The organism is Agrobacterium sp. 719_389 (assembly GCF_900188475.1).
Lineage (GTDB): Bacteria > Pseudomonadota > Alphaproteobacteria > Rhizobiales > Rhizobiaceae > Agrobacterium > Agrobacterium radiobacter.
In genome coordinates, this window is the sequence record NZ_FYEM01000002.1 from 435,526 (window position 1) to 448,406 (window position 12,881).

Here is a 12,881-nt window from a genome sequence, read left to right on the forward strand (position 1 = left end):
ATCTTTCAAAAAACTATACCTTTCGGCGATTGTTCGAAAGGACATGTGGTGAAAACTTGTGCTCAGGCAACTGATGCACAAGGAACGTTCCAACGATGCAGCAACATCCGCTGGTCGCGATTTTGAACAGGCTCGGCGCTTTCGTGCTGGTCATGATCGCCCTGTCCATCATGATCTTCGTTCTCGCCCGCGTGGTGCCGGGCGATCCCGCCCGCATGGCGCTTGGCCCCGCGGCGACGCAGGAACAGGTGGACGCGCTGCGCGGCGAGATGGGTCTCGATAAACCGCTCGCCGCCCAGTATCTCGACTATATCGGAAACGCCCTGCACGGCGATCTCGGTTTTTCGCTGGTTTCCCAGCGCCCGGTCACCACCGATCTGGCGCAGACCGTTCCCGCCACCGTCGAACTGGTTCTGGTCTCGGTCATCTTCATGTTCGCCGTCGCCATCCCGCTTGGTGTCATCACCGCGCACTATCGCGACCGTCCCCTCGACCATATCGGCCGCATCCTGTCGCTCACCGGCGTGACGATCCCGAGCTTTCTCTTCGCGATCACGCTGCAATTGCTCGCCGCCCGCTTTCTCTCCGGCTGGCCGATCATCGGCAGGCTCGATCATTCGCTCGGCTGGCAGGGCGGCCCGACGGGCTTCATCCTGATCGACGGGACGCTTGCCGGACGGTTCGATGTGGTGCTGGATGCGCTGAAGCACCTTGCGCTGCCGGCCTTTGCGCTCTCCATGGCCGGCATCGGCCAAATCACCCGCATCACGCGTTCCTCGATGATCGAGAACCAGCGCAAGGATCACGTGCTGACCCTGCAAAGCTTCGGCGTGCCGGAGCGGGTCATCATCTTCCGTTATCTCTTGAAGCTCTCCTCCATCGCGCCGCTGACGATCATGGGGCTCGAATTCGCCTCGCTGATCGGCAATGCCTTCGTGATCGAAATGGTCTTCGCCTGGGGCGGTTTCGCTTCCTACGGGCTGAACGCCATCCTTCAGAAAGACCTCAATGCCGTGACCGCCGTGGTGCTGGTGGCCGGCCTGTTCTTCATCGTTGCGAACCTGATCGTGGATGTCCTGATCTCGATCATCGACCCGCGCCTGCGCCGCAAGGAGGCTCGCTGATGGCCGATATGAAAATGCTCGAACCCACCGATCGGGGCTTAAGCGCCGGTTACATGATGTGGTATCGCTTCAGCCGCAATCCGGCGGCGGTCATCGGTTCGCTGATCCTGTTGTCGGTGCTGGTTCTGGCGATCTTTGCGCCCTGGCTCACACCCTATCCGAAACATATCGGCGCGGTCGTCGATTTCCGCGCCCGCCACATGCCGCCGGATCTGGAGCACTGGTTCGGCACCGACAAGGCCGGCCGCGATATCTTTTCCCGCACCATCTTCGGGCTCCGCGTCTCGCTGCTTCTCGTCATCGGCGTGCTCGGTATCTCGGTTCCCGTCGGCACGGTGCTCGGCCTGATCGCCGGTTATTTCGGCGGCTGGACTGAAAAACTCATCAGCGGCCTGACGAATGTGATGCTGGCCATGCCGCCGCTCGTCATGGCGCTGGCGGTCTCCAACCTCCTGGAACCGACGCTGACGAACGCCATGATCGCGATCACCCTTCTGTGGTGGACCTGGCATGCGCGGCTGATCTATTCGGTATCGAAGTCCATCGCCTCTGAAGACTACATCGAGGCCGCGCGTCTTGCCGGGGCCGGCCCGCTGCACATTCTCTTTCGCGAAATCCTGCCCAATTGCGTCTCGGTCATATCGGTCAAGACGACGCTGGATGCCGCCTTTGTCATCCTGTTCGGTGCGACGCTGAGCTTCCTCGGTTTCGGCGTCAAGCCGCCGACCCCCGATCTCGGATCGATGGTTGCCGACGGGCGTCAGTTCATGCCGGATTTCTGGTGGGAAGTCCTCTGCCCCGGTGCGGCCGTGCTTTACGTGACGCTGGGTTTCAATCTGCTAGGCGACGGCCTGCGTGACATGTTCGACGTGGAAAGCTAAGCCATGACTGAACCGCTTCTCAAGGTCGAAAACCTCAACGTCACCTTCACCAATTATGGCCGCACGCGGCAGGTGCTGCGCGATGTCGCCTTCACGGTTGCCGCTGGTGAGCGCGTGGCGCTGATCGGTGAAACCGGATCGGGTAAATCCGTCACCGCCAAGGCGATCATCGGCACTTTGCCGAAGAATGCCTCGATCACATCAGGTGCGATCGTGATCGATGGCCGGGATGTGCTCGCCATGCCGCGAAGGGAACGCGAGGCGCTGAAGGGCACGGCATTTTCGCTGATCATGCAGGACCCGCTGTCTTCCTTCAATCCGGTCTTCAAGATCGGCACGCATCTGGACGATGTCATGCGCTTTGCCGACAAGCGCGACGGCATCAACTCGTCCAAGGCGGAGCGTCGCACCCGTATCGCAGCGGTTTTGCGCCGCGTGCAGCTAGGCGATACCGAGAGGGTCATGAATGCCTATCCGTCCGAGCTTTCTGGAGGCATGCGCCAGCGCGTGTTGATCGGGCTTGCGCTGCTGCACCAGCCGAAGCTCCTGATCGCGGATGAGCCCGGCACGGCGCTCGACGTGACGACGCAGGATGAAATTCTCAATCTCATCAACCAGCTGGTTGCCGAAGAAAATATGGCGCTGCTGATGATAACCCACAATCTCGGCGTCGTGCGCAAGGTGGCCGACAGGGTCGTGGTCATGCACCATGGCGATATCGTCGAGACCGGTCCCTGCACGCAAATCCTGCATGCTCCCGCTGCGGATTACACGCGGTCGCTGCTGGATGCGGTGCCGCCGCTCTATGGCCAGCGCGTCACCGATCTGGCGCAAAGCACGCGCTCGCCGATCGTCACCATCGAGGGGCTGAACAAGATTTACGGCAGACGCAACGGTTACCATGCCGTGCGCGACGTGAACCTGACGCTGAAGGACGGCGAGATTTTCGGTCTTGCGGGTGAATCCGGTTCTGGAAAAACCTCGGTCGCGCGCATGATCATGGGGCTTTCGCGTCCGACATCCGGCAATCTTGTCATTGATGCTCCGTCTCCCGGGCGCGGCAAGCGGCTGACGCAGATCGTCTATCAAAATCCGGGCACTTCCCTCAATCCGAAGCGCACGGTCAGGCAGACGCTGACCCTGCCGCTGAAATCCATCGGCATGGATGGGCCTGCGCGTGAAAGCCGTATGCAGGAACTGATGGGGCTGGTGCGGTTGCCACAATCCTATCTCGGCAAATACCCGCATGAGCTTTCCGGCGGACAGAAGCAGCGTGTCGCCATTGCCCGTGCGCTCGCGGCCGAACCGAAAATCCTCATCCTCGATGAGCCAACGGCGGCGCTGGACGTGTCAGTGCAGAAGACGGTGATCGACCTTCTGCTGCAGCTGCGGGAGGAGCTTGGCCTGACCTACCTGATGATCTCGCACGACCTTTCGCTGATGCGCAATTTCTGTTCGCGCATCGCCATCATGCTACGTGGCGAGATCGTCGAGGAGGGGGTGACATCTGCGGTCTTCGCTGAGCCGTCGCATCCCTATACACGCGCCCTGATCGCGGCGATCCCCGTCGTCACCGACGAGGAAGAGCGCCTGAAACCCACCGTGACAGAGGAAGAGCGTATGCACTTCCTCGTAAAAACGACCGATTGATAAAAGAGGAGCCTGACGTGTATCGCGTTGGAATTGACGTCGGCGGCACAAATACCGATGCCGTTGTGTTACAGGAAAAGACTGTTCTGGCGGGGGTGAAAGCCTCCACCACCGAAGATGTGACGTCCGGTGTCATCGAAGCCCTTGAAAAGGTGATCGAGGCGTCGGGCATCGACAGGGCGCGCATCGGCGCCGTGATGATCGGCACCACGCATTTCACCAATGCGGTGATCGAGCGGCGGCATATGGACGAGGTCGCCGCCATCCGGCTCGGCCTGCCGTCCGGCGCTGGCCTGCCACCGATGGTCGACTGGCCGGATGATCTGAGAGAAATCGTCGGCAACCATGGGTATCAGGTTCGGGGCGGATATGAATTCGACGGTCGAGAAATCTCAGCCCTTGATGAGGACGAAATCGTCCGCATCGCCGCCGATATCCGCGCCAAGGGCTTGAAGGCTGCCGCCGTCACCTGCGTTTTCAGCGGCATCAATGATGCGATGGAAGTGCGGGCGAAAGAGATACTTCAGGAGCGCTGCCCCGGCCTGCCGGTGGTGATGTCCAAGGACATCGGCCGGCATGGTCTGCTCGCCCGCGAGAGTGCGGCGATCATGAACGCCAGCCTCCTGTCGCTCGCCGACCGCACCGTCGCCGCTTTCGGCGAGGCGCTGAAGGCGGCGGGCATAACCTGCCCGTTCTACATCACCCAGAACGACGGTACGTTGATGGCGGCGGATGTGGTGCGCGGCTTCCCCGTGCTCACCTTCGCTTCCGGCCCGACGAACTCCATGCGCGGCGCCGCCTTCCTCACCGGCCTCAAGGATGCCGTGGTGGTGGATGTCGGCGGCACCACCTCCGATGTCGGGTCGCTGTCGCATGGCTTCCCGCGCCAGGCGTCCACGACGGTGGATATTGGCGGCGTGCGCACCAATTTCCGCATGCCTGACGTCTTCTCCATCGGTCTTGGCGGTGGTTCGCTGGTGGTCAATGGCGATCATGGCCTGACCGTCGGGCCGAAATCCGTCGGTTACCGCGTTCGTCGCGAAGCGCTCTGCTTCGGTGGCTCGACCCTGACGGCGACCGATATCGCCGTTGCGTCCGGCAAGGCGGATGTAGGCGAAAAGGCGCTGGTTTCCAGCCTCGACAAAAAGCTTGTGGATGCGGCTGTCGACAAGATCAACGACATGCTCGAGTCCTGTGTGGAACGCAGCCGCATCTCGTCATCGCCGGTGCCGGTGATTGCCGTTGGCGGCGGTTCCATTCTGATGCCTGACCGTATCGGTGATCTGGAGGTTATCCGGCCTGAGAATTTCGCGGTGGCGAATGCCGTCGGTGCGGCGATCGCGCAGATCAGCGGCGAGACCGACCGCGTCTTCTCGCTGGTCGAGGGGCGCACGCGTGAGAGCGCGCTTGCAGAGGCCGAGACCGAGGCGCGCGAGAAGGCGATTGCGGCAGGCGCACTGGCCGAAACACTGGAAGTCATCGAGCGCGAGGACATGCCGCTTGCCTATCTGCCCGGCAATGCCACCCGCATTCATGTGAAAGTTGTTGGAGAAATGGGAGCCAATCATGGCTGAGACGCGCAAGCTGAAATATGACGAAGCGGCATTGCGGACGCTGACGCGGGAAGATCTTGACGCGCTGGAAATCGGTGCGGGCATTCTCGGTACGGGCGGCGGCGGCAATCCCTATCTGGGCAAGCTGCTTGCACTCGAGGCCATGAAGGCCGGTTACGAGATGAAGATCCTTGCGACAGACGCCATCGAGCCGGACGCGCTTTGCATGTCCATCGGCGGCATCGGCGCGCCGGTGGTCGGCGTGGAGCGCATCCGCGAGGGCCGCGAAGGCCTGCGTTGCCTGCGCGCCATGGAAGAGCTGATCCGCACGCCGGTCGATGCCATCGTCTGCGAGGAAATCGGCGGCTCGAACTCGATGAACCCGCTGGTGACGGCCGCACTTGGCGGCTTGCCGATCCTCGATTGCGACGGAATGGGCCGGGCATTCCCGGAAATGCAGATGACGACCTTCTCGATCTACGGGCATAGTTCGACGCCATCGGTGATGTGTGATCTGCACGGCAACGCCGTCATCTTCAGCCATGCCGTTTCCGAAGTCTGGCACGAGCGCATGGCGCGCGCCTGCGTCGTTTCGCAGGGCGGTGGCGCGATGCTGGCGACCGCGCCGATGCAGGCTCATTACGTGCACCAATACGGCATTCCGAAAACCTACACCAAGGCGATCGCCATCGGTGAGGCGGTGATCCGCGCCCGCAAGCAGCAGGAAGACCCGATTGCGGCGGTCTGCGCGCTTGAAGGCGGACGACGCATCTTCAATGGCAAGATCACCGATCTGAAGCGTCATTTGCGCGGCGGTTTCGCCGTGGGTGATGTCGAGCTTTCGGGCTTCGACGATTGCTCGGGCCAGACGGCGAGCGTGGCGATCCAGAACGAATTCCTGCTGTTTACCCGTGACGGCAAGGTGGAAGTGACTGTGCCGGACCTGATCGTCCTGCTCGATGTCGATACCGGTTATCCGATCACCACCGAAGTGCTGCGCTACGGCCAGCGCGTGGCCGTCATCGCCATCCCCTGCCACGATCTGCTGCGCAGCGCCCGCGCTCTCGAGGTCGTTGGACCGGCCGCGTTCGGCTACCCGGACATTCCTTTCTCACCGCTGCCCCTCCCGGTCAGCAAGGCTGCCTAACCATAAGCGGGCAAATGACCCGCAATAAAGAGGAGAACGACAATGAAAATGCCAGGACTTTCTTCCCGCCTTGCCGTGCTTGCGCTCGGCACGGCAATCGCGTTGCCGCTTGTTCCTTCCGCTGCTTTTGCGGAAGACAAGGTGTCGGTCGCGGTCAATACCATGCAGATATTCAGCTCGCTCGACCCGGCGAAAGTGACTGACTATACCGGCTACATGGCCATCGTGAACATGTATGACGGCCTGACCACGGTGAACGCCAAGGGCGAAATCGTGCCGCATCTGGCGAAGTCCTGGGATATTTCTGAAGACGGCCTGACCTACACATTCCATCTTCGCGACGACGCGAAGTTCCAGGATGGCACGGCCGTGAAGGCTGCCGATCTCGTCTGGTCCGTGCGGCGCCTGCTCGGCATCAACAAGGGCCCATCGAACCTCATCGTCGGCGTGCTGAAGCCCGAAAACGTTACCGCGCCTGATGATGCCACGCTGGTCATGAAGATCGAACGTCAGTTCTCGCCCTTCATGGCGGCGACGCCGCTGATGATGGCGCTGAACAAGACGCTCATCGAAGCCAATGCCAAGCCCGAAGACAAATGGGGCGAGGCCTATGTCGGCGAACATTCCGCCGGTTCCGGCCCCTACAAGCTCGTCAGCTACAACCGTTCTGCCGATATGGTCATTGCCCGCAATGCGGACTATTTCCTTGGCTGGACCAAGGGCAAGCCGATCGACGAAGTACGCTTCGTCCAGACGAGCGACGACGCCACCGTGAAGGCACTGGCGGAAAAGGGTGAACTTGGCCTTTCCTCGCACGGTCTTGGCAACGACACCTATGAATCCATCGGCCGGATGAAGGGTTACAAGCTGATCCAGACCCGCACCGCTGGCGGTTTCGTCATCAAGCTGAACACCAAGGTCTATCCGACCGACGATGTTCATGTTCGCCGCGCCATTGCCTATGCGACGGATTACAAGACGATCCAGGAAGTGATCTATCCCGGTTTCGACATGCAGGGACCGCTCTCCGACGCCTTCAAGGACGCACATAACGGCGATATCCAGCCCGGCGTCTACGATCTGGAAAAGGCGAAGGAAGAGCTGGCGAAGTCGAAATATGCCGGCCAGAAGATAACGCTCGTCAACAGCTATGTCGCTTCGCTGGCCTTCGAGGCGGAAGTGGCGCTGCTTTTGCAGTCCAGCCTCGAGCAGATCGGCATTACGCTCGATATCAAGCCGGAGCCGTGGAACCGAATCGTTGAACTGTCCTCCAAGCCTGAAACGACGCCCGCATCGACGCAGGTGAACATCTCGCCCACCTATCCGTCGCCGGATGCGATGTTCTACAACCAGTACCATTCCAAGGCCTCCGGCACCTGGATGTCGATGGAATGGCTGCAGAACGCGGAAATCGACGGGCTGATCGACAAGGTCCGCGCCACCACCGATGTCGGCGAGCAGAACGCCACCTACAAGGAACTGCAGACGAAGATCGCTGATCTTCAGCCTGACGTCTGGGCCGTTGCGCCGAACCGCCGTTATGCGGCGAACAAGTGCCTTCAGGGTTACGAGTTCATTCCCATGCAGAGCTGGGACCTGAACTTCTCCAACTTCCATTGGGACTGCAAGGCGGAGTGATTTCCGCCGCATGAAACCGGTCCCGCCTGAGGGCGGGGCCGATGAGACATGGAACTTCAAAGGGAAGGAGCATCGCTTGCGCCGGAACGGCTGCGGCATGCCCGAGGATGACGCATGATCCAGGAATTTTCCGAAGACGATATCGAACCTCTTGCCACCGGCGCCTGGATTCTGGGAACCGGCGGCGGAGGCAATCCCTATATCTCGACGCTCAATCTGCGCCGTCTTTATGCCGAGGGCAGACGCGTGAAGGTCATGGATCCCATGGCGCTCGCCGATGACGACATGGTTGCCGTCGTCTCCAAGATGGGCGCGCCGCTTGTCGGTCAGGAACGGCTGGGAGACCCCGTTCATCTGGCTCGCGCTGTCGAGGTCATGGAGGATTATCTCGGCAAGCCGTTCCGGGCGATCATGAGCGTTGAAATCGGCGGTTCGAACGCACTGTCGTCTTTCCTCGCCGCCGCCATGCTCGACCGGCCGGTCGTTAATGCCGATGCCATGGGACGCGCCTATCCCGAAGCGCAGATGACGTCCTTCGCCATCGGCAATCTGCCGATGTTTCCGCTGTCGCTGGTCGATGTACGCGACAATGAGGTGATCGTGACGCGCGCGGCTTCATGGAAGTGGATGGAGCGCATCTCGCGCAAGGTCTGTACCGAAGTCGGCTCCACCGCCGCCACCTGCAAGGCGCCGCGCACCGGCAAGGAAGTGAAGGAATGGGGCATTCATTACACCGTCACCAAGGCGACCGAACTCGGGCGCGCGGTGATGGAGGCGCGTGCGCGCCATGACGATCCGGTTCAGGCGGTTCTCGACCATGAGGGCGGCAAGCAGCTGTTCCGTGGTAAGGTGGTGGATGTCGCCCGCGAGACCACCGGCGGCTTCCTGCGCGGCAGCACGACCATTGAAGGTATCGAGGCCGACCGGGGTTCGCGCATGGAGCTGGCCTTCCAGAACGAATGGGCGGTCGCCTTCCGCGATGGCCAGCCGGTCGCCATGACGCCGGATCTGCTTTGCCTTCTCGATACTGTTTCGGGCAGCGCCATCGGCACGGAATCGGTGCGTTATGGCCAGCGTGTCACGGTTGTCGCCCTGCCGGCGCCGGAACTCTTGACGACGCCTGCCGGCATCGCCGCCGTTGGCCCACGCGCCTTCGGTTATGACATTGATTTCAGATCGGTATTCCCATGAAACGCATCGGTATTGACGTTGGCGGCACCAATACGGATGCCGTTCTGATCGATGGAGACGCCATCGTAGCCTCGATCAAGGTTCCGACCACGCAGGATGTCCTGTCCGGCGTGAAGGCGGCATTGAGCCATGTGGCGGGCCATGTCGGCGCGGCGGATCGCCCAATCGACGCGGTGATGATCGGCACGACGCATTTCACCAATGCGGTGGTGGAGCGCGCCCGACTGGAGCGGGTCGCGGCCATCCGCATCGCGCTGCCGACCGGCTCTTCGCTGCCGCCCATGTGCGACTGGCCGAAGGATCTGCACGAGGCCGTCGATCCAATGATCTTCATGGTTCATGGCGGCCATGAATACGACGGCAGCCCGCTGGTGCCGATGATCCCGGACGAAATCCGTGAAGCGGCGATGAAAATCCGCGATGCGGGCATTACCTCCATCGCCATTTCGGCGACCTTCTCGCCGCTGACCACGGAGTGCGAGGTGCGGGCGGCGGAAATCGTCCGTTCGGTGATTCCCGATGCACGCATCACGCTTTCCCACACGCTCGGCCGTATCGGGCTTCTGGAGCGCGAGAATGTCGCCCTTCTGAATGCAGCGCTGCAAACGCTCGGCAAGACCACTGTTCAGGCATTTTCGGATGCGCTGCGCGAGGCCGGTGTTAAGGCGCCGTTCTATCTGACCCAGAACGACGGCACCGTGGCGCTCGCGGATGTCGCTGCTGCAAACCCCGTGCACAGCTTCGCCTCCGGCCCGACCAATTCGATGCGCGGCGCTGCTTTCCTCACCGGGCTTTCCGATGCCATGGTGGTGGATGTCGGCGGCACCACCTCCGATATCGGTTGCCTTGTCGGCGGTTTCCCGCGTGAGGCGAACAATATCGTTCATATTGGCGGGGTGCGCACCCTTTTCCGCATGCCCGATCTTCTGCCGATTGCGCTCGGTGGCGGCACCATCGTCGACCGTGAGACCGGCAAGATCGGTCCGCGCTCGGTCGGTTATCGTATCCTGACGGAAGCGCTTGTCTTCGGCGGCAAGACGCTGACGACATCGGATATTGCGGTGGCCGCGGGCCTGATCGAAATGGGTGACCGGGACCGTGTGAAAGACCTCGACCCGGCTTTCGTGCAGGCCTCGCTCCAACGCATCCGTGACATGGTGGCCGACAGCTTCGACCAGATGAAGACGTCTGCCGAAGACGTGCCGCTGGTGGCGGTCGGCGGCGGGGCGTTCCTGATCCCCGAAACGGTCCCGGGCGCATCGGAAGTGCTGCGCGTGGAAAATGCCGGCGTTGCCAATGCGTTGGGCGCGGCTATGGCGCAGGTTTCCGGCGAAGTCGATCAGGTCTTTTCCGGTCTGAGCCGCGACGACGCCCTTGCGAAAGCCGAGACCGAGGCGCAGAACGCGGCGGTCGCATCCGGCGCGGAGCGGGGAAGCCTCAAGACGCTTGAGGTGGAGGATATTCCGATCGCCTATCTTCCGGGTGGTGCGCGGAGGGTCCGCGTGCGCGTTATCGGCGATATCGCCTTTCATTGATGGCAAGAGGCCCTGCCGATGGCGGGGCGACGAGGGAGTGAGCAAATGACGAAGATCGCACTGGCCATTCACGGTGGTTGCGGCGTGATGCCGGAAGACAGCATGACTTCAGAGGAGTGGGCAGCTGCGCGCCACCATCTGGCAGCGGCGCTGCGCGCCGGTTACGGCGTGTTGAAGGCTGGCGGAACCGCGCTTGAAGCGGTCGAGGCGGCGGTCGTCGTCATGGAGGACAGCCCGCATTTTAATGCGGGGCATGGCGCGGCCCTCAATGAGAACGGCATTCACGAACTCGATGCCTCGATCATGGACGGTGCCACACTGGCGGCGGGCGCGATCAGCGCCTCCCGCGCCATTCGCAACCCGGTGAAAGCGGCCCGTGCGCTGATGGCGGATGAACGTGCCGTCTATCTGACGGGTGAGGCGGCTGACCGCTTCGCAAAGGAAAAGGGTCTGACCACTGAGCCTCAATCCTATTTCACCACGCAAAAGCGCCTTGAAGCGCTGGCGGCAATGAAGCGCCATGCCGCCACAGGCACGGAAGCGACGGAAAACGAAAAGCACGGGACGGTCGGCGCGGTGGCGCTTGATGCTGCGGGGCATCTCGCGGCGGCCACTTCGACCGGCGGTTACACCAACAAGCCGGATGGGCGGGTTGGCGACAGCCCGGTGATCGGGGCCGGCACCTATGCGCGTGACGGCGCCTGCGCCGTTTCAGGCACGGGCAAGGGTGAGTTTTTCATCCGCTATGTCGTCGGCCACGAGATCGCGTCCCGCGTTGCCTATCTCGGGCAGGATCTGGAAACCGCCGCCGGCAATCTCGTCCACAAGGATCTGGCGCCTTATGAGATCGGTGCCGGTCTCGTTGCGATCGATGCCGAAGGTGGCATTGCCTCACCTTACAATACCCCCGGCATGTTCCGCGGCTGGGTGACGCCATCAGGAGAGGCATGCGTGGCCACCCACGACAGGATTTATGAGGTGGAATTGTAGCCGGCAACCATACCGGCTACCTGGCGACGCCAAAAAAACGGTGACATCTAGGCTCAACGGCGGCAAAACGTCAGAACCGAAACCGGCTCGTCTCTTCACCCATGGTGCTGGCCTCATGAACATCAAGCAGCTCGAAGTTCTGCGCACGCTTCTTTCCACCGGCTCGACCATCGCCACTGCCAAGGCGATGGGGCTCAGCCAGTCCGGCATCAGCCGGCTTCTGGCGCAGCTTGAGGCGGATTTGTCGTTGACGCTGTTTGCCCGTGACAAGGGGCGGCTGATCCCGACACCGGAGGCGGTGCTGCTTGCGCGGGATGCGGAGAACGTACTGCTTGCGGTCGATCGCATGTCCGGCCACGCCGAGGATCTGCGCAATGGCGCGGCTGGCCCGGAAATCGTCCGTATCGGCCTGCCGAGCAGCATGTGGGAAAATTTCGCGCCCGCCATGCTGATCGATTATGTCAGGGATTTTCCCGGCGTTCGCATCGAGACATTTTTCGAAACGACGACCGCCATCAACAAGCTTGTCGGCGAGCGGGTGATCGATCTTGGTTTCCTGCGGATGGAGGGCGAGATTGGCCCGGGCATCGATGTCGAGCGTGTTGCGACCGGCAAAAGCGTCTGTGTGGTCCGGGAGGATCATCCGCTGGCCGCGCTTGACGAAATCACCGTCAAGGACCTGCGCAACATTCCGCTCATTCTGATCGGCCGCCAGCGGCCGAACCGCATGGCGCTCGATCAGGTTTTCAAAAAGGCCGGCGTCAAGCCGATGGTGAAGATCGAGACCCACACCAACAGTTCCGCCTGCGCCTATGTGGCGCATGGGTTGGGAGTGACGATTATCAGCAGTTTTTATGCTAACCTCTACAGGCACCTTCCCGTTGTCGCCCGGCCATTCGTTCCCCAGGCGACGCAGGAGTTCGGTCTTGCCCGCGCCTCCGGCGCACCCTTGTCCATCGCGGCACAGGCGCTGAGCGATGCCCTGAAGCGGGAAATTCAGCTTTCGCAAAAAATCGACTGAAAACGGGATTTTGGGCGGAAAATCTCATTGTCCTCATCAGGATCAAACGCGCCGTCATTCTGCATAGATATATGACGTTTATGCATAATATTGCGCCTTATTTATCAATCCGTCATAGTCGCCAGCAACGAAACCGATAGAGGCGGGGCGC

10 protein-coding genes are annotated in these 12,881 nt (G+C 61.6%); all 10 read left to right on the forward strand.

The window, feature by feature from the left end; translation table 11 throughout:
• Positions 1-95: 95 nt before the first annotated feature.
• The 10 genes from CFB10_RS05745 (at position 96) to CFB10_RS05790 (ending at position 12,730) form a co-directional block, all read left to right on the forward strand.
• Positions 96-1,124: an ABC transporter permease gene (locus tag CFB10_RS05745; protein WP_003500503.1), complete on the forward strand. Its 1,029-nt coding sequence runs from the start codon at positions 96-98 to the stop codon at positions 1,122-1,124.
• Complete coding sequence (locus tag CFB10_RS05750) at positions 1,124-2,005, forward strand: ABC transporter permease (protein ID WP_020011940.1); 882 nt, start codon at positions 1,124-1,126, stop codon at positions 2,003-2,005. Before CFB10_RS05745 ends, CFB10_RS05750 begins: the two co-directional genes overlap by 1 nt.
• A gap of 3 nt (positions 2,006-2,008) precedes the next feature.
• Positions 2,009-3,655 carry an ABC transporter ATP-binding protein gene (locus tag CFB10_RS05755; RefSeq protein ID WP_020011939.1) on the forward strand — a complete coding sequence of 549 codons (1,647 nt, stop codon included), beginning with the start codon at positions 2,009-2,011 and terminating at the stop codon, positions 3,653-3,655.
• Positions 3,656-3,672: 17 nt separating this feature from the next.
• On the forward strand, positions 3,673-5,229 hold the full coding sequence (locus CFB10_RS05760) for a hydantoinase/oxoprolinase N-terminal domain-containing protein (protein WP_026363981.1): 1,557 nt from the start codon (positions 3,673-3,675) through the stop codon (positions 5,227-5,229).
• A complete protein-coding gene (locus tag CFB10_RS05765; RefSeq protein WP_020011937.1) occupies positions 5,222-6,355 on the forward strand; it encodes a DUF917 domain-containing protein in 1,134 nt (377 codons plus the stop codon). The genes CFB10_RS05760 and CFB10_RS05765 overlap by 8 nt, the downstream gene beginning before the upstream one ends.
• Before the next feature lie 42 nt (positions 6,356-6,397).
• Positions 6,398-7,993 (forward strand): ABC transporter substrate-binding protein, encoded by a 1,596-nt coding sequence (locus tag CFB10_RS05770; protein WP_020011936.1) that lies wholly within the window; start codon positions 6,398-6,400, stop codon positions 7,991-7,993.
• 114 nt (positions 7,994-8,107) lie between these two features.
• Positions 8,108-9,184, forward strand: coding sequence for a DUF917 domain-containing protein (locus CFB10_RS05775; RefSeq protein WP_020011935.1), 1,077 nt, complete (start codon positions 8,108-8,110; stop codon positions 9,182-9,184).
• Complete coding sequence (locus tag CFB10_RS05780) at positions 9,181-10,719, forward strand: hydantoinase/oxoprolinase N-terminal domain-containing protein (protein ID WP_020011934.1); 1,539 nt, start codon at positions 9,181-9,183, stop codon at positions 10,717-10,719. Before CFB10_RS05775 ends, CFB10_RS05780 begins: the two co-directional genes overlap by 4 nt.
• 45 nt (positions 10,720-10,764) lie before the next feature.
• On the forward strand, positions 10,765-11,709 hold the full coding sequence (locus tag CFB10_RS05785; RefSeq protein WP_020011933.1) for an isoaspartyl peptidase/L-asparaginase family protein: 945 nt from the start codon (positions 10,765-10,767) through the stop codon (positions 11,707-11,709).
• A 115-nt stretch (positions 11,710-11,824) separates the two neighbouring features.
• On the forward strand, positions 11,825-12,730 hold the full coding sequence (locus tag CFB10_RS05790; protein WP_020011932.1) for a LysR family transcriptional regulator: 906 nt from the start codon (positions 11,825-11,827) through the stop codon (positions 12,728-12,730).
• The last annotated feature ends 151 nt before the right edge of the window (positions 12,731-12,881 follow it).